This window comes from Enterobacter sp. N5-15, from assembly GCF_057221635.1.
This window is the reverse complement of sequence record NZ_CM170150.1, coordinates 1,532,479-1,552,100: the sequence shown is the minus strand read 5'-3', so window position 1 is coordinate 1,552,100 and position 19,622 is coordinate 1,532,479. Positions and strand designations below refer to the sequence as shown.

The following is a 19,622-nucleotide window of genomic DNA, read 5'->3' as shown; positions in this document are numbered from 1 at the left end:
GGCACCTCCCCCAATTTTATGCCTTATCAGGCCTTTTCCAGCGTACACAGCAACGGATGCTCGTTCTCCCTCGCATAGTCGTTCACCATCGCCACTTTGGTTTCCGCCACTTCGGCTGTGAAGATGCCGCAGATAGCTTTGCCTCGATAATGAACGGTAAGCATCAGTTGCGTTGCACGTTCTACATCATAAGAAAAGAACTTTTGTAGCACGTCAATAACAAATTCCATCGGCGTGTAATCATCGTTCATTAACATAACTTTATACATAGATGGCGGTTTTAGCGCGTCGCGCACTTTATCTTCCGCCAGCTGGTCAAAATCCAGCCAATCGTTGGTCTTACCCATTATGCATAACCACTTTGAATCTACCTCAGATGTTAGATAACAATCATCTATTACTGTCATCCGCGATGTCTGTCACAAACTGTTGCAATAGCGTTAACTGCTTCAAACTTTGGTTGATTATTGTCCCATCTCCAGCGCCAAACGCTTGACGACTTCTTTCGTTTCTCTAAATTGTACAAGCGTGAGTTGGCGAGGTTTTGAACAGCCCCCACTCCACCACCGGTTCATTCCATCTTAACTTATAAGATTTACGAAGGATGTCGAAGCATGGAAATGGGTACTGTTAAGTGGTTCAACAACGCCAAAGGGTTTGGCTTCATCTGCCCCGAAGGCGGCGGCGAGGATATCTTCGCTCACTATTCCACCATTCAGATGGATGGTTACAGAACGCTCAAAGCCGGGCAGTCCGTCCGGTTCGATGTACATCAGGGTCCAAAAGGCAATCATGCAAGCCTAATCGTACCCCTTGAAGCAGAGACGGTTGCATAGCTCTCTGTTTTATTGTGTACATCCCGCAGTCAAAATGCCAGCCCGATCGGCTGGCATTTTTATTTTCGGGTTATTCCCGAGCCAGCGCGTCCACCGGATCCAGCCGCGCCGCGTTGCGGGCGGGCAGCCAGCCAAACAAAATGCCGGTAAAGGTCGAACACAAAAATGCGGTAATAATGGCAACCGGCGAGAAGCCAATCTCCCACCCGGGTAAAAAGAGCTGGAGCGCAAAGGCGATCATCATCGAGAGCGCAATGCCCATCGCCCCGCCGACCAGACACACCAGTACCGCTTCAATCAAAAACTGCTGCAGCACGTCGCTGGCCCTGGCCCCGACCGCCATGCGGATGCCGATCTCCCGGGTGCGCTCGGTTACCGACACCAGCATGATATTCATCACCCCGATGCCGCCGACGACCAGCGAGATCACCGCCACCAGCGTGAGGAACAGCTGAAGAGTACGTGTGGTCTTTTCCGCCGTTTTCAAGAGGCCGTCCATATTCCAGGTGAAGAAATCTTTCTTCCCGTGGCGCAGGGTTAACAGCCGCTCAAGCTGCTGTTCGGCGAGCGCGCTGTCGTAGCCCTCCTTCACGCGCACGGTGATGGAGTTGAGCCAGGACTGCCCCATAATCCGCCCTGAGATGGTGGTATAGGGCAGCCAGACGCGCAGGATCTTGCTGCTGCCGAACATCGACTGCTTCTCTTCCGCCACGCCGATGACCGTGGCAGGCATGTTGCCGACCAGAATCACTTCGCCCACCACGCTGGCTTTATTGGGGAAAAGCTGCCTGCGCGAGTTCGCGTCCAGCACCACCACCTGCGCCCTGCCCGCCAGCTGCTCGGCGTTGAAGGTAGCGCCTTCGCTGAAGGTCATGCCGTAAACGTTGAAATAGTCTCCGCTCACGCCGTTAGCGCTGGCGGCCACGTCAACGTTGCCCACGCGCAGACGCAGGTTCTGCGAAACCGCAGGCGTGGCGGAGTTCACCCACGGCTGCTTCTGAATCGCCGCCAGATCGTCATACTTCAGCGCCTGCTGATACTGCGGCTCGTCGTCGCCAAAGTCTTTGCCGGGATAGACGTCAATGGTGTTGGTGCCAATGGCGCGAATATCTGCCAGCACCAGCTGCTTGGCCGCGTCGCCCACCACCACAATCGACACCACCGAGGCGATACCGATAATGATGCCAAGCATCGTCAACAGGGTACGCATTTTGTTGGCCGCCATCGCCAGCCAGGCCATGGTCAGCGCTTCACGAAAGCCGCTGGAGAACTGTCCCCAGCCGGTTGATGCCGGTAGTACTTCTTTCGGCGCCGCGGCCCTGGACTCACGCGGCGGCGGATTGCTGACCAGCTCGCCGTCGTGGATCTCAATAATGCGTTCCGCCTGCGCCGCCACCTGCGGATCGTGGGTAACGATAATCACCGTGTGCCCCTGATCGCGAAGCTGATGGAGGATCGCCATCACCTCTTCGCCGGAATGGCTGTCGAGCGCGCCGGTCGGTTCATCCGCGAGGATCACCTGCCCGCCGTTCATCAGGGCGCGGGCAATACTCACGCGCTGCTGCTGGCCGCCGGACAGCTGCGAGGGCTGGTACTCCACCCGCTCCGCCAGCCCCAGACGCGTCAGCAGCATCTTCGCGCGCTCAAGGCGCTTTTTACGCTCGACGCCCGCATACACCGCGGGCACTTCCACGTTCTGCGCCGCATTCAGGTGAGAAAGCAGATGGTAACGCTGGAAGATAAAGCCGAAATGTTCCCGGCGCAGCTTCGCCAGCGTGTCGCCGTCCAGCGTGGAGACATCCGTCCCGGCTACGCGATAGGTACCGCTGGTCGGTTTATCCAGGCAGCCGAGAATGTTCATCAGCGTCGATTTACCGGAACCCGATGCCCCAACAATGGCCACCATCTCGCCCGCCTCCACGCGCAGGGAGATGCCCTTCAGCACCTCCACCGGGCCGTCGCCGGACGGATAGCTACGACGAATGTTATTCAGCTCAAGCAGCGCCGTCATTTGGCGGCTCCGGGCAGGCTTTCGCTGACAACAACCTCCTCGCCCTCTTCCAGCCCTTTCACCACCACCACGTCGGTGTCGTTGCGCGCGCCGATCGCGACCTCGCGCTCGCGCGTTTCGCCGTTGCGCAGCACTTTCACTTTATAACGGCTCTCCCCGGCGGATTCGCCGAGCGCAGAGAGCGGAATGGTCAGCACGTTCTTCACGCCGGTCAGCTGGATATGCACCTGCGCGGTCATATCCAGACGCAGCACGCCCTGCGGGTTTGGCACCTCAAAGCGGGCATAGTAGAAAATAGCGTCGTTCACTTTTTCCGGCGTCGGCAGAATGTCTTTCAGCACGCCTTCGTAGCGCGTCTGCGGGTCGCCCAGCACCGTAAACCAGGCGTTCTGCCCCGGCTTAAGATGGATCACATCCGCCTCGGAGACCTGGGCTTTAACCAGCATGGTGCTCATGTCCGCCAGCGTCAGAATGTTTGGCGCCTGCTGCGCGGCAATCACCGTCTGGCCCTGCAGCGTGGTGATCTGGGTCACTTCGCCCGCCATCGGCGCGACGATTTTGGTGTAGTCGAGGTTGGTTTTTGCCGTATCCAGCGAGGCCTGATTGCGTTTGATCTGCGCGTCAATCGTGCCAATCTGCGCCTGTTTCACCGCCAGTTCAGTGGTGGCAGTATCGAGATCTTGTTTCGAAATAGCCTGGGTTTTGGCCAGCGCCTGCTGACGGGTCAGCGTTACCTGGGCCAGGTTACGTTCTGCCAGCGCCTGCGCACGCTGCGCGCGCAGCTCCATCAGCGTGGCTTCCACCTCGCGGATCTGGTTCTCAGCCTGCTCAGGATCGATAACGCCGAGCAGCTGGCCTTTTTTCACCTTGTCGCCAATCTCAACCGACAGCGTTTTCAGCTGGCCGCTGACCTGAGCGCCGACGTCAACCTTGCGCAGCGCGTCAAGCTTGCCCGTCGCGAGGACGTTTTGCTGCAGTTCGCCCGGGCGAACAATCAGCGTCTGATACTGTGGCACCGGCGCATTCAGCACCTGCCATAGCCAGTACCCACCGGCTAAAACCACGACCGCCAGCAGCAGAAACAGCGTTCTGCGTTTTCCCTTGAGGTTCATAAATATTCCAAATAAATGTTCTGGCAATGATAAGTGTTGATTCTAACTAAACGACTCTTCAACGAAAGCCCTGTTATCCGAAATCGTCCTAATTTGTTTACGAGATGTTGACATTTCTCCTGTTGAAATAGCGATATTCCAAAAGGATCAGGATCTACCATGTCTTCTATCGTCGATACATCACTTTCAAACCTGCCGCAGCCAAAATCCGGCTGGCAGCTCTTCAAAAACCTGGCTTTCGGTGAGATCGCACCCGGGCTGGCATGGGAAAAAACCGCCTACCGACGTAAGTTCATGCTGCGTTCACTGGCGACACCGCTCAGCACCGCGCGTCTGCTGTCCGAGCTTGCAAAAAATCCTCACCTGATGCAAATGCTCCAGGTTCAGCCGGGGCTGCCCTGCCGCCTTCATCGTCCGTGGTTGACGGTCAATATGGATCGACAGCGTGCGCTGGAATCGCTGTCCTGGCACTATCAGATCATGTGTCGTCAGCTGCCGGCGACGCTGGCTCATGGTTACCTTTCAGAGCAGGGCGTGACTCTGCTGACCTTAACCGGAAAAGATGAACAGCAATTTACCGTTCGCCTGTGTGCCGACGCGTTTATGGATAAAGAGGGAGAAGCTACCCTCGTTTTCTGTGACGGTCAAAATACGGCGCTGGCGGAGATGACCTTTACGCTATGCCCGTTTGAGGGAAAACAGACGCTGTTCATTGGCGGTTTGCAGGGCGCAAAAGCGCATGTTCCCCATGAGCTGATCCAGGGGGCGACGAAAGCCTGCCACGGTCTGTTCCCGAAACGCCTGCTGGTCGAGGCCGCAATGACGCTTGGCGCCGCGTTCCCGGTAGAGCAGATTGTCGCCGTCAGTAACGATACCCATATTTATCGCAGCTGGCGCTACCGCAAGAAAAAAGAGGGCAAACTGTTGGCCGATTACGACAGTTTCTGGCTCTCCATCGGCGGTGAAAAGCAGGATAACGGTAACTTTATGCTGCCGCTCGTCATGCCGCGTAAACCGATGGAAGAGATCGCCAGCAAAAAACGCTCCGAATATCGCCGCCGCTACGAGCTGCTGGATAGCCTGATTCAGCAGGTGAAACAGGCGACCCAACGCTAATCCGCTTTCCCGCGTGCCAGCCACAGCACGCGGGAGAACATCTTCCGCAGCAGGGTCGGTACCGCCTCCACGCCCCGCCTCCCCGCTTCCGTCGCCACTTCAATGGCTAAATCCGGTTTTGACGAACGATGAATGGCTTTGGCGATCACGCGCCGCATGTTCATCGGGACATCGACCGGCACCATGGCAATGCGGTGGAAGACGTCGTCGAACCCCTGACGATACATAAAGTGTTCCATGTCCATCGCAGGGAGCATGGTTAAATGGTCGCGCTCTTCCTCTCGCTCGTTATTCAGCAGGCTCCGCACGGTCGAGGCATATTTTTTACCCGCCTCATCACCGTCTACCAGCACGTGCCACTCGATCCCCATCCGGCGGGCAAATTTTATCAGCGGCTTTAATCCCGACTGGGCGAATTCAATCACCTTAATGCCTTCCGCATCAAAATGGTGGCCGCACTGGCGCGCCAGCTCGTTGATGACCCAGGTTTCCGTCTCCCCCTCCACCAGCAGCCAGCAGCGGGCAAAGAGCGACGACGCGCGGTTAAAGCGAATATGAAACGCGATGCGCCGTCCGTCTTCCGCGTTCAAACCGCCCGGCCCAAGGCGGAAAGCGGAGACGCGGGAGGATTCACGCACCAGGCGACAGACGTGTTCTACCGGCGTCAGCGATAATAGCTCCCCGGAATTGGTGGTCGTAATGCGCTGGAGCGGCAGCAGATTCAGCAGATGCCATGCAACTGAGAGCATGATGGGATGCAGGCGCGTTTCCGGGTCTTCCACCAGCAGCAGCGGCCGGGCGTCCCGATCAAGACGAACGGTGCCTTTGGCCTGCAGAAGCGTTGAAAACAGCCCCAGCAAAATCACCCGATGGGTACGACCGCCGGGCCGGTCGATCATCCGGTTAATGATGTCGAGGTATCGCCAGCTTCGCTGCTCATCATGAGAGCGGCGGCGCATCAGACGATGGCGCGACGCCGAGGTTCCCTGCTCGGAAAAATAGTGTTCCAGGAGTTGCACCATTGCGGACAACCCCTGACGGATTTGACCATCAGTCAGATTCTGCGGACGCGACACCAGCTCTCTTGCCAGAAAATCCAGCTCGCGGGCGGTGACCTCCACTTCCGGCATATTCGGTACGGTCCCGTTACGAATACGCCGCATAAAGCGCGCATCGCGCAGGCGTAACACCGGCGTCAGGCGGATCAGGTGACGGGCCAGATCGTCGATATTGTCCAGCGGGATCGGGTTGGCTTTCTCATCGAGAAAATCACGCAGGGTGAGTACCCCCTCGTTCTCCGCCATCTCCCCTTCCAGCCGATAGAAAATCCGGTGGAAACCGTCATCGCACGGCACCCAGCAGGGTGACAGCGGGCGGAAGCGACGCACGCGATGCCGTCCGGGCTCGGATTCGCGGAACGTCAGGATGATATGCAGGTGCTTCTCGCGCCCCGTCACGTCGCCGGGCGGGAACCAGAAATCGTCGCGGACGAAGTGATACAGATCGTCTTCGGGCGAAAGCAGTAGCGTCAATGCATCCAGCAGGCTGGACTTACCCCACGCGTTCTCGCCGATCAGGACGTTGTTCTGCTCCAGCTGCAGCGACAGACGGTTAATACCGCGAAACCCGACAATTTCCACACGTTCGAGAAGCATAAATCCCCCGACAAATGATCACTTTTTCCTTCAAGTTATCAGCAGTATAGCGGGAGGCGTTCTGTCACGACAGCACAACATTCACCCTTGCGAGAATTGGTCTATGCTCTATTTACCGCTGATTTGAACAAGGATTGACATCGCATTGCCCAAAATCAAACCAACAGAATTTATTTAAGTGGCGAAGGGGTGTTGTTATTTTTTAGAATAGAGGCTCTTTGAGTCGTCATCCCTTTATGACGATATATCCCGCGCGCGGGAAAGCGTGCGGATAATTATTTGAGGTGGTTATGTTTAGAAAATTAGCAGCAGAATGCTTTGGTACATTCTGGCTGGTATTTGGTGGCTGCGGTAGCGCCGTTCTGGCAGCAGCATTCCCGGAATTAGGCATTGGTTTTGTCGGCGTCGCGCTGGCGTTTGGTTTAACCGTATTAACCATGGCGTTTGCCGTGGGACATATTTCCGGTGGTCATTTTAACCCGGCAGTGACATTAGGTTTATGGGCGGGCGGTCGTTTCCCGGCTAAAGACGTGATTGGCTACATTGTGGCGCAGGTAGTTGGCGGTATTATTGCAGCGGGCGTTCTGTACGTCATTGCCAGCGGTAAAGCCGGGTTCGACGCGGCGGCAAGCGGCTTTGCCTCTAACGGCTTCGGCGAGCATTCTCCGGGCGGCTACTCCATGCTGTCTGCCATCGTGATTGAAATTGTGCTGACCGCGGGCTTCCTGCTGGTGATCCACGGCGCAACGGACAAACACGCGCCAGCCGGTTTTGCCCCGATTGCCATTGGTCTGGCGCTGACGCTGATTCACCTGATTTCGATTCCGGTCACCAACACCTCCGTTAACCCGGCACGCAGCACCGCCGTCGCCATCTTCCAGGGCGGCTGGGCGCTTGAACAGCTGTGGCTGTTCTGGGTGATGCCAATTATCGGCGGTATCCTGGGCGGCGTGCTGTACCGCACCCTGCTGGAAAAACGCGATTAATCTTCCCCTCCCTCTCCCCGTGGGAGAGGGCCGGGGTGAGGGCAACAGGCCGCACACCCCACATAGACACAAGCCGGGTAAGCGTTAGCGCCACCCGGCTTTCTTTTGCCGCTTTACTGAACAGCCTTTATTGGGTAGTGTCTCTGGCGCTCAACAGATACTAAAAAGGACCGGCTGTTCATGTTTTCAGGACTCCTCATTATTCTGCTGCCCCTGATTGCGGGCTACCTTATCCCGCTGCATCAGGAATCCGCATTACGGCTTATCAACCGTTTTCTCAGCTGGATTGTTTACGTCATTCTTTTCTTTATGGGGATCAGCCTGGCCTTCCTGGATAACCTGTCGGCGAATTTACTCTCCATCCTCCATTATTCTGTCGTCACCGTGGTGGTTATTTTGCTGTGCAATATTGCCGCGCTGCTGTGGCTGGAACGCACTATTCCATGGAAAAATCACCACCATCAGGAAAAACTCCCTTCACGAATTGCAATGGCGCTTGAATCATTAAAATTATGCGGCGTCGTGGTGCTCGGTTTTCTTCTTGGGCTGACCGGTTGGGCATTTTTACAGCACGCAACAGAGGCCAGCGAATATACGCTGATCTTCCTGCTGTTCCTGATTGGTATTCAGCTGCGAAATAATGGCATGACGCTGAAACAAATTGTCCTCAACCGTCGGGGAATGATGGTTGCGGTGATTGTTGTCGCCAGTTCAATGGTGGCGGGCGTCATTAATGCCCTTATTCTCGATCTGCCGCTGAAAACCGGCCTGGCGATGGCGTCAGGTTTTGGCTGGTACTCCCTCTCCGGTATTCTGCTGACCGAATCATTCGGCCCGGTGATCGGCAGCGCCGCTTTCTTTAACGATCTGGCACGCGAGCTGATTGCCATCATGCTGATCCCAAGCCTGGTTCGCCGCAGTCGTTCTACCGCGCTGGGCCTGTGCGGCGCGACGTCGATGGACTTTACCCTGCCGGTACTACAACGCTCCGGAGGGCTGGAGATGGTGCCCGCGGCTATCGTGCACGGCTTTATTTTAAGCCTGCTTGTTCCGGTCATGATGGCCTTCTTCTCTGCCTGATACTTCTTTGGCGGTAGGTTTCCTGCCGCCAAAATTGCGCTAAATCAATCTCCCTCTATTTTGTAGCAGAAAGCCCTTTTCTCCGTTCTGGCACAGGCATAACCTTAAACATGTATATCAAATATAACTTTAACAGGTGTGATTATGTTTTGTGTGCAATGTGAACAAACCATCCGTACCCCGGCAGGCAATGGCTGCTCTTACGCACAGGGTATGTGCGGCAAAACCGCAGAAACATCTGACCTGCAGGACCTGCTGATTGCCGCCCTGCAAGGCCTTTCCGCATGGGCGTTCAAAGCCCGCGAATACGGCATTGTCGACCACTACGTCGACAGCTTCGCCCCGCGCGCGTTTTTCTCCACGCTGACCAACGTTAACTTCGATTCCCCGCGCATTGTCGGCTATGCCCGCGAAGCGATTGCCCTGCGTGAAGCGCTGAAAGCACAGTGCCTGAAGGCAGACGCCAGCGCCCGCGTGGAAAACCCGATGTCAGAACTTCAGCTCGTCAGCGACGATCTGGGCGACCTCCAGCGTCAGGCGGCAGAATTCACCCCGAATAAAGATAAAGCGGCGATTGGCGAGAACATTCTCGGCCTGCGCCTGCTGTGCCTGTACGGCCTGAAAGGCGCTGCGGCCTATATGGAGCACGCGCACGTGCTCGGTCAGTACGACAACGAGATTTACGCCCAGTACCACAAAATCATGGCGTGGCTGGGCACCTGGCCTGCCGATATGAATGCCCTGCTTGAGTGCTCAATGGAAATCGGCCAGATGAACTTCCGCGTGATGAGCATTCTGGATGCCGGTGAAACCAGCACCTACGGCCACCCGACGCCGACTCAGGTCAACGTGAAAGCGACCGAAGGCAAGTGCATCCTGATTTCCGGTCACGACCTGAAAGATCTCTACAACCTGCTGAAGCAAACCGAAGGTACCGGCGTTAACGTCTATACCCACGGCGAAATGCTCCCGGCGCACGGCTACCCGGAGCTGCGTAAATTTAAGCATCTGATCGGCAACTACGGCAGCGGCTGGCAGAACCAGCAGGTGGAGTTCGCCCGCTTCCCTGGCCCTATCGTGATGACCTCTAACTGCATCATCGACCCTACCGTGGGCGCGTATGACGACCGCATCTGGACCCGCAGCATCGTCGGCTGGCCGGGCGTGAGCCATCTTGAAGGTGACGATTTCGGTCCGATTATCGCCCAGGCGCAGCAGATGGCGGGCTTCCCGTACAGCGAAATCCCGCACCTCATTACCGTCGGCTTTGGTCGTGAAACCCTGCTGGGTGCCGCTGATTCGCTGATCGATCTCGTCAGCCGTGAAAAGCTGCGCCACATCTTCCTCGTCGGCGGCTGCGACGGCGCGCGCGGCGAGCGTAACTACTTCACCGATTTCGCCACCAGCGTGCCGGAAGACTGCCTGATCCTGACCCTGGCGTGCGGCAAATACCGTTTCAACAAGCTGGACTTCGGCGACATCGAAGGTCTGCCGCGCCTGATCGATGCGGGCCAGTGTAACGATGCTTACTCGGCCATCATTCTGGCGGTCACGCTGGCGGAGAAACTGGGCTGCGGCGTGAACGACCTGCCGCTGTCTCTGGTGCTGTCCTGGTTTGAGCAGAAAGCGATCGTCATCCTGCTGACCCTGCTCTCATTGGGCGTGACCAACATCGTGACCGGCCCGACCGCGCCTGGCTTCCTGACGCCGGACCTGCTGGCGGTGCTGAACGAGAAATTCGGTCTGCGTTCCGTGACCAACGTTGAAGATGATATGAAGCAGCTGCTGAGCGCGTAAGGAGTTATTCATGACCATGCCAACCTCACAATGTCCGTGGCGGATGCAGGTTCATCACATCCATCAGGAGACGCCGGATGTGTGGACGCTGTCGCTGCTGTGCCATGACTACTATCCGTACCGTGCAGGTCAGTATGCGCTGGTCAGCGTTCGCAACTCGGCGGACACCCTGCGCGCCTACACGATCTCCTCAACGCCGGGGGTGAGCGAGTACATTACGCTCACCGTCCGCCGCATTGACGACGGCGCGGGCTCGCAGTGGCTGACGCGGGACGTGAAGCGCGGGGATTATATCTGGCTGTCTGACGCGCAGGGGGAATTCACCTGTGACGACAAGGCAGACGACAAATTCCTGCTGCTGGCGGCGGGCTGTGGCGTAACGCCGATCATGTCGATGCGCCGCTGGCTGGCGAAAAATCGCCCGCAGACCGACGTGCAGGTGATTTTCAGCGTACGCTCTCCGGAAGATGTGATTTTTGCCGGGGAATGGCGTGATTATCCGGTGACGCTGGTGGCGGAGCACAACGCAACCCACGGCTTTGTGCCCGGTCGCCTGAGCCGCGAGCTGCTACAAAGCGTGCCGGATATGGCGAACCGCACCGTGATGACCTGCGGCCCGGCGCCTTACATGGATATCGTCGAGAAAGAGGTGAAAGCGCTTGGCGTGACCCGCTTCTTCAAAGAGCAGTTCTTCACGCCGGTGGCGGAAGCGGCAACCAGCGGCGTTAAGTTCACCAAGCTGCAGCCTGCGCAGACCTTCTTTGGTCGCGTGGGTACCACGCTGCTGGAGGCGCTGGAAAGCAACAAGGTGCCGGTAGTGGCTGCCTGCCGCGCGGGCGTGTGCGGCTGCTGTAAGACGAAGGTCGTTTCCGGGGAGTATACCGTCACCAGCACCATGACGCTGTCCGACGCGGAAATTGCCGAGGGTTACGTGCTGGCGTGCTCATGTCATCCGCAGGGAGATCTCGTCCTCGCATAAGCGTTAAACGTTCGATCGTAGGCCCGGTAAGCGTCAGCGCCACCGGGCTTTTTGTCGGGTGGCACTACGTTTACCCGACCTACAACAACCCTACCGCCATGCGGGCGCTTTCCCTACCGCAAACCGCCCTGCGCCTAAAAACGCGATAGCCAGCGAGCCGATAAAGAAGTACACCAGGCTTTCAATCGCCCATGCGCCTACCTTATCGAGGGCGAGCGTTTCTCCCATTCCCACCATCAGCCACGCCACGATCATCGTAAACGCCAGCACCAGCGCGGCCGGGCGCGTAAAGAGCCCAACAATAATCAGGATCGGTGCCACCACTTCGCCAACCAACACGCCGTAGGCGATAAACCCCGGCAACCCTTTCTCCACCAGCATGCCGCTGATAAAGCCCACGCCGCCAAAAAGCTTGTGCAAACCGTGAAAGAGCATCAGCCCGCCGACGGCAAGTCGTAACAAGAGTTTGCCAAGATCGTCGCACGATAGCTTTTCATTTACAGCAATTAACAATGATTTAACCATTTGAAGTTATTCCTGTTTTCACCGAGGTATTGCCAGATTATGCCGAATAATTGCGCGTGAAAAGCACCTTTTAATTAGGGGGAGATGACGGGCAATACGGAGACTTTCTTCTAAGCTTGTAAGCGATATCACAAAAAGGAGACGGACAACCATGAAACAAACCGTGGCTGCATATATTGCGAAAACGCTCGAACAGGCTGGCGTGAAACGTATCTGGGGCGTAACCGGCGATTCCCTGAACGGACTCAGCGACAGCCTCAACAAGATGAAGACTATCGAATGGATGCCTACCCGCCATGAAGAGGTTGCCGCCTTCGCCGCAGGCGCGGAAGCACAGCTCACGGGAGAACTGGCCGTGTGTGCGGGCTCGTGCGGTCCCGGCAACCTGCATCTGATCAACGGGCTGTTCGACTGTCACCGTAACCACGTGCCGGTGCTGGCCATTGCCGCCCATATCCCCTCTTCCGAAATCGGCAGCGGCTATTTTCAGGAGACGCATCCGCAGGAGCTGTTCCGTGAATGCAGCCACTATTGCGAGCTGGTTTCATCCCCGGAGCAGATCCCGCAGGTGCTGGCGATCGCCATGCGCAAGGCCGTGCTGAACCGCGGCGTTTCTGTGGTCGTTATCCCGGGCGATGTGGCCCTCAAGGCAGCGCCGGAAGGGGCTAGCACCCACTGGTATCATGCCCCACAGCCCGTGGTAACGCCTGCGGAAGAAGAGCTGAAAAAGCTGGCGCAGCTGCTGCGGTACTCCAGCAATATCGCCCTGATGTGCGGCAGCGGCTGCGCGGGCGCGCATAAGGAGCTGCTTGAATTTGCCGGTAAGCTGAAATCGCCGATTGTCCACGCCCTGCGCGGCAAAGAGCACGTCGAGTACGACAATCCTTACGACGTGGGGATGACCGGGCTGATCGGTTTTTCTTCCGGCTTCCACACCATGATGAACGCCGACACGCTGATCCTGCTCGGCACCCAGTTCCCGTATCGTCCGTTCTACCCGGCGGATGCCAAAATCATTCAGATTGATATCAACCCGGCCAGCATCGGCGCGCACAGCAAGGTCGATATGGCGCTGGTGGGCGACATCAAATCTACCCTTGCCGCCCTGCTGCCGTTGCTGGAAGAAAAAACGGACCGCAAGTTCCTTGATAAGGCGTTGAGCGACTATCGCGATGCCCGCAAGGGGCTGGACGACCTCGCCAAACCGAGCGACAAAGCCATTCACCCGCAGTATCTGGCGCAGCAGATCAGCCATTTCGCCGACGACGATGCCATCTTTACCTGCGACGTGGGCACGCCAACCGTCTGGGCCGCGCGCTATCTGAAGATGAACGGCAAACGCCGCCTGCTCGGCTCGTTCAACCACGGCTCGATGGCCAACGCCATGCCGCAGGCGCTGGGCGCAAAAGCGACAGCCCCGGAGCGTCAGGTGGTGGCGATGTGCGGCGACGGCGGGTTCAGCATGCTGATGGGGGATTTCCTGTCGGTGGTGCAGATGAAGCTCCCGCTGAAAATCGTGGTCTTTAACAACAGCGTGCTGGGCTTCGTGGCGATGGAGATGAAGGCCGGAGGCTACCTGACGGACGGCACCGAGCTGCACGACACCAACTTCGCGCGCATCGCCGAGGCCTGCGGCATCACCGGCATTCGCGTGGAGAAAGCCTCAGAGGTGGATGAAGCCCTGCAGCGCGCCTTCTCCATCGACGGTCCGGTGCTGGTGGATGTCGTCGTCGCCAAAGAGGAACTGGCGATCCCGCCGCAGATCAAGCTGGAACAGGCCAAAGGCTTTAGCCTGTATATGCTGCGCGCCATCATCAGCGGGCGCGGCGATGAGGTGATCGAACTGGCAAAAACCAACTGGCTCAGGTAAAACATCTGGCATCGCCTTTTTAATAATAAGGACATGCCATGATCGATTTACGCAGTGATACCGTAACCCGCCCGAGCCGCGCCATGCTCGAAGAGATGATGGCCGCCCCGGTCGGGGACGACGTCTACGGCGATGACCCGACGGTCAACGAACTGCAGCGCTACGCGGCTGAACTGAGCGGCAAGGAGGCAGCCCTGTTCCTGCCCACCGGTACGCAGGCCAACCTGGTCGCGCTGCTCAGCCACTGCGAGCGCGGGGAAGAGTATATCGTCGGCCAGGGCGCGCATAACTATCTGTATGAAGCAGGCGGTGCCGCGGTGCTCGGCAGCATTCAGCCGCAGCCGATTGACGCCGCGCCGGACGGCTCCCTGCCGCTCGATAAGGTCGCGGCGAAAATCAAAGCCGACGATATTCACTTCGCCCGCACCAGGCTGCTCAGCCTCGAAAACACCCACAACGGCAAAGTGCTGCCGCGCGAGTACCTGAAAGCAGCGTGGGAATTCACCCGCGAGCGCGGGCTCGGCCTGCACGTGGACGGTGCGCGTATCTTCAACGCCGTGGTGGAGTACGGCTGCGAGCTGAAAGAAATTGCGCAATACTGCGACTCGTTCACCATCTGCCTCTCAAAAGGTCTGGGCACGCCGGTGGGCTCTCTGCTGGTCGGTAACGCAGACTACATCAAGCGCGCCAACCGCTGGCGCAAAATGACCGGCGGCGGCATGCGTCAGGCGGGTATTCTGGCGTCTGCCGGGCTGTTTGCCCTGAAAAACAACGTGGCGCGCCTGAAGGACGACCACGACAACGCCGCGTGGATGGCTACGCAGCTGCGCGAGATTGGCGCCGACGTGATGCGTCACGACACCAACATGCTGTTTGTTCGCGTAGGCGATGACCACGCCGCCGCGCTGGGTGAATTTATGAAATCACGTGGCGTGCTGATCAACGCCTCACCTGTCGTCCGACTGGTCATGCATCTTGACGTGAGCCGTGAACAGCTGGCGGACGTGGTGAAACACTGGCAGGCGTTTTTACAGCGATAAGGAGCATCACGTGCCGCAACGCATTCTGGTGCTCGGCGCCAGCGGGTATATCGGTCAGCATCTCACCGCGGCGTTAAGCCAGCAGGGGCACCGGGTGCTGGCAGCGGCACGCAACACCGAACGGCTGCAAAAACTCAGCTTGCCCGGCGTCACCTGCCACAGCGTTGACCTCAACTGGCCGAAGGAGCTTCCCGCGCTGCTCGAAGGGGTCGACACGCTTTACTACCTGGTGCACAGCATGGGCGAAGGCGGGGATTTTATCGCCCACGAGCGACAGGTGGCGATGAACGTCCGCGATGCCCTGCTGCAAACGCCGGTGAAGCAGGTGATTTTTTTAAGCTCGCTCCAGGCGCCTGAACACGAGCAGTCCGATCACCTGCGCGCCCGCCAGCTGACGGCTGACACCCTGCGCTGCGCCGCTATCCCTGTTACCGAACTGCGCGCCGGCATCATCGTCGGCGCAGGCTCCGCCGCCTTCGAAGTGATGCGCGATATGGTCTACAACCTGCCGGTACTCACGCCGCCGCGCTGGGTTCGTTCGCGCACCACGCCGATTGCGCTGGAGAATTTACTGCATTATCTGGTGGCCCTGCTGGATCATCCGGCCGAGCAACACCGCGTGCTGGAAGCCGCTGGCCCTGAAGTCCTGAGCTATCAGGAGCAGTTCGAACATTTCATGCGCGTCAGCGGCCGCCGCCGCTGGCTGATCCCCATCCCCTTTCCAACCCGCTGGATTTCGGTGTGGTTTTTGAATGTGATCACCTCGGTACCGCCGACGACTGCCAAAGCGCTGATCCAGGGGCTGAAGCACGATTTGCTGGCGGACGATCGCGCGCTGCGGGCACTCATTCCCCAGGACCTGATCCGCTTTGATGATGCCGTGCGCAATACGCTGAAAGAGGAAGAGCAGCTGGTGAACTCCAGCGACTGGGGCTACGACGCCCAGGCGTTTGCCCGCTGGCGGCCGGAGTACGGCTATTACCCAAAACAGGCGGGCTGCACGGTGAAGACTTCCGCCAGCCTCGCAGATCTGTGGGAGGTCGTGAACCAGATTGGCGGCAAAGACGGTTATTTCTTCGGCAATATCCTCTGGCAAACGCGCGGGGCAATGGATCTGCTGGTGGGGCACAGGCTGGCAAAAGGCCGCCCGGCACGCCCGTATCTTGAGGTGGGCGATGCGGTCGACAGCTGGAAGGTGATCATCGTCGAGCCGGAAAAGCAGCTGGCGATGCTGTTCGGCATGAAAGCGCCGGGGCTGGGGCGACTCTGCTTTACCCTCAAAGACAAAGGCGATCATCGTGAACTGGACGTCCGCGCCTGGTGGCATCCGCACGGAATGCCGGGTCTGTTCTACTGGCTGCTGATGATCCCCGCCCACCTGTTTATCTTCCGGGGGATGGCGAAACGCATTGCGCAACGGGCAGAACAAAAGATGAAAATTAGTTAATAAAACCCTTTTTCTTTCACCTTTCCCATTGCATAGCGTCGTAATTCACGAAAGAATGCGCACGAAATTCTTTTCAACACAGTGGATAGATATGAAGGTACTGGTTACCGGGGCGACCAGCGGCTTAGGCCGAAATGCGGTCGAATTTCTGCGCAAAAAAGGCATCAGCGTCAGGGCTACCGGTCGCAACGAAGCGATGGGTAAGCTGCTGCAAAAAATGGGCGCAGAGTTCGTCCATGCTGACCTGACGGAGCTGGTCTCCTCTCAGGCAAAAGTGATGCTCGCCGGTATCGACACGCTGTGGCACTGCTCCAGTTTCACCTCCCCGTGGGGTACCCAGGAAGCCTTCGATCTCGCCAACGTGCGGGCAACCCGCCGTCTGGGCGAATGGGCCGTCGCCTGGGGCGTGCGTAACTTTATTCATATCTCGTCACCGTCACTCTATTTTGACTATCACCACCATCGTGACGTGCAGGAAGATTTTCGCCCGGCTCGCTTTGCCTGTGAGTTTGCCCGCAGCAAGGCGGCCAGCGAAGAGGTGATTGACCTGCTGGCACAATCGAACCCGCATACCCGCTTTACCGTGCTGCGCCCCCAGAGCCTGTTCGGGCCGCACGACAAAGTCTTTATTCCGCGCCTGGCGCAGATGATGCACCACTACGGCAGCGTGCTGCTGCCGCGCGGCGGCGATGCGCTGGTGGATATGACCTATTACGAAAACGCCGTCCACGCCATGTGGCTGGCAAGCCAGACGGACTGCGATAACCTCATTTCCGGTCGCGCCTACAACATCACTAACGGCGAACCGTGCACGCTGCGCAGCATTGTGCAGCGGCTGATCGACGAGCTGCAGATCGACTGTCGTATCCGTTCCGTGCCCTACCCGATGCTGGATATGATTGCCCGCAGCATGGAGCGTTTTGGCAGTAAATCGGCCAAAGAGCCAGCGCTGACGCACTACGGCGTATCGAAGCTTAACTTTGATTTCACGCTGGATATTTCGCGGGCGGAGAACGAGCTGGGGTATAAACCGGTTGTGACGCTGGATGAAGGGATTATGCGCACGGCGGCGTGGTTACGGGATCACGGGAAGTTGCACCGGTAAGCGTCCAGCCTCATGTAGGCCGGGTAAGCGCAGCGCCACCCGGCAAAAGACAGAGTGTGCGGCCTGATGCCCTCACCCCGGCCCTCTCCCACCGGGAGAGGGTGCAAACACTAAAACGGCAACCTTTCGGTTGCCGTTTGCTGTTTATAATGCCGTCCAGGCGTCAGACCATGCCAGGCCTGCACCCGGTTCATAGTATGCCGGGGCGCTGTTACACCAGCCGCTGTACGGGAACGGTTTGCACTGGAACAGTTTACCGTGGTTATTCACGATATCACCTGCGTTGTACTTGCTGTTCGCGCTCCACGCCGCGTAAGACGCGTCGTCTTGAGATGGCGTAGCCGCTTTCGCCTTCACGTTCAGCAGGTAAGAGGTGGTGCTGCTCAGTTCACCATCGCTAACGGTCAGACTCACTTCAACCTGCTGAGCCGTCGCCGCTTCTGGCGCCTTGAAGGTCACAACCGCTTTATCCTGACCGGTGACGGTCTGACCATCCTGTGAACGCCAGGTGTAGGTCAGCTTGTTGCCATCCGCATCGGTAGACCCTTCCGCGCTCAGAGAAACCTGCGCACCGGCGTCAACCGCACCGATTGGACCCGCGATATGCGCAACCGGTGCGTGGTTCACCGCCGCTGGCTCAGCCGGGGTTTCATCCGGTGTTGGCGCTGGCGCAGGTGCCGGAGTCTGATCTTCCGCTGGCGTCGGCGCTGGCGTTACCGGCGTTTCGTCCGGGGTGGTGGCAGAGCCGTCGTCGTTCACGATGTTAACTTTGAAGAACTTCTGCACGCACTTGCTATAGTCACCGTCTTTAAAGGCGCTGAACGGCGTCTGGTAGCCCACCAGCTGGCAAGAGTAGGTTTCGCCGCTTGGCGTATCCGCGCTCCATCCCCAGTCCTGCTCCCAGTAAATCTTCAGCGCGCCTGCTCCGCCTTCGTCGAACTGCTTCATGTTGGCGCAGCCCAGCACTTCATTTGCCGGAACAGGCACTTTCAGGTAGTTCGCAAACTCTTTGTAGTACTTGATACGGTTCTGCGACTGGGCAATTTCAGTCGGACCGCCGCACTCTACGCCGCCGTTGATGATCTGGGTGGTCACGCCAAAGCCCGGTACCAGACCGTTGGCCTTATCATGATCGTTTGGCTGCCACGTGCCGTCGATAACCTGCAGCATGCTTGGTTTTGGCGGCTGCGGGTAGGCGAAGAAGAAGATCGCGCTCGCCAGGTTCAGCCAGGTGTCCGCCACCAGCTCAGGTTTGTCGAGCAGAGTACGCACGTCGCCGTACATCGCTTCAGAGAACGGACCGTAGTTGTAGTTGTAGGACAACTGCTTCGCACCGCGACCAAAGTAGCTCAGGAAGTCACCGTCTTTATCTTTACCGCACGGCCAGGTCTGCCCCTGCCAGACGTCCGGGTTACATTCGCCGTTATAGCCGCCCTTCTGACCTTCGGTCCAGCCCATTTCACGCACGTGAACCAGCGCCTGACGCCATTCGGCTTCCGGACGCCAGCTTTCGTGGCCGCCGGTTTCCTGGGCAAAGTGGGCAAACATGGTTGCCAGCTCTTTACGGCAGATGGCGTCGCTGTCGCGACCGTCGTTGTAGGTCTTACAAAGCGCCGGGAATTTACCCACCGCTTTCAGGAAGTTGCTGTAGGTGTAGGCCTGCGCGCGCATCGGGAACAGGTATTCCCAGTCGCTGGCCTTCACGATCCCTTCTACGCGCTTCACGTTGTCCGGGTTCGCCGCACGGCCTGGCTCAATCATTTCTACCTGAGCATTGTCCAGCGTCTGGATGGTCTCTTTTACGGAGGCCATCAGCGGGAAGCTGGTCAGCTCTTTTTCCTTCTTCGCCAGATCGCTGGCTTTCATGGTGTACGGCTCACTGGTGGTCGCTTGCAGCGACGCAGCCTGTGCCATAAAGGGGGCTACGCACGCGCCGGCAACCAGTACACTCAGTAACGTCCTTTTGTTCATTTCAGTATTCCTGTTAATTGAAGTTAAATTTAAAATCCCGGCTTATGTATTAATCCGTTAATAAATAAACCACAGATGGCTGTTTTCACTTT

16 protein-coding genes are annotated in these 19,622 nt (G+C 58.0%); 10 read left to right on the top strand and 6 right to left on the bottom strand.

The window, feature by feature from the left end:
• Positions 1-26 precede the first annotated feature (26 nt).
• The gene (clpS, locus tag AC2TE5_RS07270) at positions 27-347 is read right to left on the bottom strand and encodes an ATP-dependent Clp protease adapter ClpS (RefSeq protein ID WP_006174393.1); all 321 of its coding nucleotides are present in this window, start codon (positions 345-347) and stop codon (positions 27-29) included.
• Positions 348-614: 267 nt separating this feature from the next.
• On the opposite strand from clpS, the gene cspD reads away from it, so the two are divergent.
• Positions 615-836, top strand: a complete 222-nt coding sequence (cspD, locus tag AC2TE5_RS07265) for a cold shock-like protein CspD (RefSeq protein WP_063144440.1) — start codon at positions 615-617, stop codon at positions 834-836.
• 70 nt (positions 837-906) lie between these two features.
• Here cspD and macB read toward each other — a convergent pair whose 3' ends face one another.
• Complete coding sequence (gene macB, locus AC2TE5_RS07260) at positions 907-2,847, bottom strand: macrolide ABC transporter ATP-binding protein/permease MacB (RefSeq protein ID WP_484612926.1); 1,941 nt, start codon at positions 2,845-2,847, stop codon at positions 907-909.
• Positions 2,844-3,959 carry a macrolide transporter subunit MacA gene (gene macA, locus AC2TE5_RS07255; RefSeq protein WP_213328387.1) on the bottom strand — a complete coding sequence of 372 codons (1,116 nt, stop codon included), beginning with the start codon at positions 3,957-3,959 and terminating at the stop codon, positions 2,844-2,846. Before macA ends, macB begins: the two co-directional genes overlap by 4 nt.
• 159 nt (positions 3,960-4,118) lie before the next feature.
• Here macA and AC2TE5_RS07250 point away from each other — a divergent pair, with 159 nt between their 5' ends.
• Complete coding sequence (locus AC2TE5_RS07250) at positions 4,119-5,075, top strand: VirK/YbjX family protein (protein WP_213328388.1); 957 nt, start codon at positions 4,119-4,121, stop codon at positions 5,073-5,075.
• Here AC2TE5_RS07250 and AC2TE5_RS07245 read toward each other — a convergent pair.
• Positions 5,072-6,730, bottom strand: coding sequence for an ATP-dependent endonuclease (locus AC2TE5_RS07245; protein WP_121425730.1), 1,659 nt, complete (start codon positions 6,728-6,730; stop codon positions 5,072-5,074). The two genes, AC2TE5_RS07250 and AC2TE5_RS07245, sit on opposite strands and share 4 nt — an antisense overlap.
• Before the next feature lie 290 nt (positions 6,731-7,020).
• Here AC2TE5_RS07245 and aqpZ point away from each other — a divergent pair, with 290 nt between their 5' ends.
• From aqpZ to hcr, 4 genes are all read left to right on the top strand, one after another.
• Entirely contained in the window at positions 7,021-7,716 is a 696-nt protein-coding gene (aqpZ, locus tag AC2TE5_RS07240; protein ID WP_014883193.1) for an aquaporin Z, read from the top strand.
• Positions 7,717-7,896: 180 nt separating this feature from the next.
• Positions 7,897-8,796, top strand: coding sequence for a LysO family transporter (locus AC2TE5_RS07235; RefSeq protein WP_331412852.1), 900 nt, complete (start codon positions 7,897-7,899; stop codon positions 8,794-8,796).
• 144 nt (positions 8,797-8,940) lie between these two features.
• Entirely contained in the window at positions 8,941-10,593 is a 1,653-nt protein-coding gene (hcp, locus tag AC2TE5_RS07230) for a hydroxylamine reductase (protein ID WP_213328390.1), read from the top strand.
• A gap of 10 nt (positions 10,594-10,603) precedes the next feature.
• A complete protein-coding gene (gene hcr, locus AC2TE5_RS07225; RefSeq protein WP_484612925.1) occupies positions 10,604-11,572 on the top strand; it encodes an NADH oxidoreductase in 969 nt (322 codons plus the stop codon).
• Positions 11,573-11,662: 90 nt separating this feature from the next.
• On the opposite strand, the gene AC2TE5_RS07220 is transcribed toward hcr, so the two are convergent.
• On the bottom strand, positions 11,663-12,097 hold the full coding sequence (locus AC2TE5_RS07220; RefSeq protein ID WP_484612924.1) for a DoxX family protein: 435 nt from the start codon (positions 12,095-12,097) through the stop codon (positions 11,663-11,665).
• A 151-nt stretch (positions 12,098-12,248) separates the two neighbouring features.
• On the opposite strand from AC2TE5_RS07220, the gene poxB reads away from it, so the two are divergent.
• From poxB to AC2TE5_RS07200, 4 genes are all read left to right on the top strand, one after another.
• Positions 12,249-13,967 (top strand): ubiquinone-dependent pyruvate dehydrogenase, encoded by a 1,719-nt coding sequence (gene poxB, locus AC2TE5_RS07215; protein WP_047346936.1) that lies wholly within the window; start codon positions 12,249-12,251, stop codon positions 13,965-13,967.
• Positions 13,968-14,005: 38 nt separating this feature from the next.
• Positions 14,006-15,007, top strand: coding sequence for a low-specificity L-threonine aldolase (gene ltaE / locus AC2TE5_RS07210; RefSeq protein WP_484612923.1), 1,002 nt, complete (start codon positions 14,006-14,008; stop codon positions 15,005-15,007).
• A gap of 10 nt (positions 15,008-15,017) precedes the next feature.
• Positions 15,018-16,454 (top strand): SDR family oxidoreductase, encoded by a 1,437-nt coding sequence (locus AC2TE5_RS07205; RefSeq protein ID WP_484612922.1) that lies wholly within the window; start codon positions 15,018-15,020, stop codon positions 16,452-16,454.
• Positions 16,455-16,545: 91 nt separating this feature from the next.
• Positions 16,546-17,559, top strand: a complete 1,014-nt coding sequence (locus tag AC2TE5_RS07200; RefSeq protein ID WP_484612921.1) for an NAD-dependent epimerase/dehydratase family protein — start codon at positions 16,546-16,548, stop codon at positions 17,557-17,559.
• Between the two features lie 144 nt (positions 17,560-17,703).
• Here AC2TE5_RS07200 and AC2TE5_RS07195 read toward each other — a convergent pair whose 3' ends face one another.
• Entirely contained in the window at positions 17,704-19,530 is a 1,827-nt protein-coding gene (locus AC2TE5_RS07195) for a glycoside hydrolase family 19 protein (protein ID WP_484612920.1), read from the bottom strand.
• Between the last annotated feature and the right edge of the window lie 92 nt (positions 19,531-19,622).

Excerpts from the sequence above, each read along its gene's own strand:
- macB (WP_484612926.1), bottom strand. The coding sequence starts at position 2,847 with ATGACGGCGCTGCTTGAGCTGAATAACATTCGTCGTAGCTATCCGTCC.
- AC2TE5_RS07220 (WP_484612924.1), bottom strand. The coding sequence starts at position 12,097 with ATGGTTAAATCATTGTTAATTGCTGTAAATGAAAAGCTATCGTGCGAC.
- AC2TE5_RS07235 (WP_331412852.1), top strand. The coding sequence starts at position 7,897 with ATGTTTTCAGGACTCCTCATTATTCTGCTGCCCCTGATTGCGGGCTAC.
- AC2TE5_RS07245 (WP_121425730.1), bottom strand. The coding sequence starts at position 6,730 with ATGCTTCTCGAACGTGTGGAAATTGTCGGGTTTCGCGGTATTAACCGT.
- hcp (WP_213328390.1), top strand. The coding sequence starts at position 8,941 with ATGTTTTGTGTGCAATGTGAACAAACCATCCGTACCCCGGCAGGCAAT.
- hcr (WP_484612925.1), top strand. The coding sequence starts at position 10,604 with ATGACCATGCCAACCTCACAATGTCCGTGGCGGATGCAGGTTCATCAC.
- aqpZ (WP_014883193.1), top strand. The coding sequence starts at position 7,021 with ATGTTTAGAAAATTAGCAGCAGAATGCTTTGGTACATTCTGGCTGGTA.
- clpS (WP_006174393.1), bottom strand. The coding sequence starts at position 347 with ATGGGTAAGACCAACGATTGGCTGGATTTTGACCAGCTGGCGGAAGAT.
- macA (WP_213328387.1), bottom strand. The coding sequence starts at position 3,959 with ATGAACCTCAAGGGAAAACGCAGAACGCTGTTTCTGCTGCTGGCGGTC.
- AC2TE5_RS07200 (WP_484612921.1), top strand. The coding sequence starts at position 16,546 with ATGAAGGTACTGGTTACCGGGGCGACCAGCGGCTTAGGCCGAAATGCG.
- AC2TE5_RS07250 (WP_213328388.1), top strand. The coding sequence starts at position 4,119 with ATGTCTTCTATCGTCGATACATCACTTTCAAACCTGCCGCAGCCAAAA.
- AC2TE5_RS07195 (WP_484612920.1), bottom strand. The coding sequence starts at position 19,530 with ATGAACAAAAGGACGTTACTGAGTGTACTGGTTGCCGGCGCGTGCGTA.
- cspD (WP_063144440.1), top strand. The coding sequence starts at position 615 with ATGGAAATGGGTACTGTTAAGTGGTTCAACAACGCCAAAGGGTTTGGC.
- ltaE (WP_484612923.1), top strand. The coding sequence starts at position 14,006 with ATGATCGATTTACGCAGTGATACCGTAACCCGCCCGAGCCGCGCCATG.
- poxB (WP_047346936.1), top strand. The coding sequence starts at position 12,249 with ATGAAACAAACCGTGGCTGCATATATTGCGAAAACGCTCGAACAGGCT.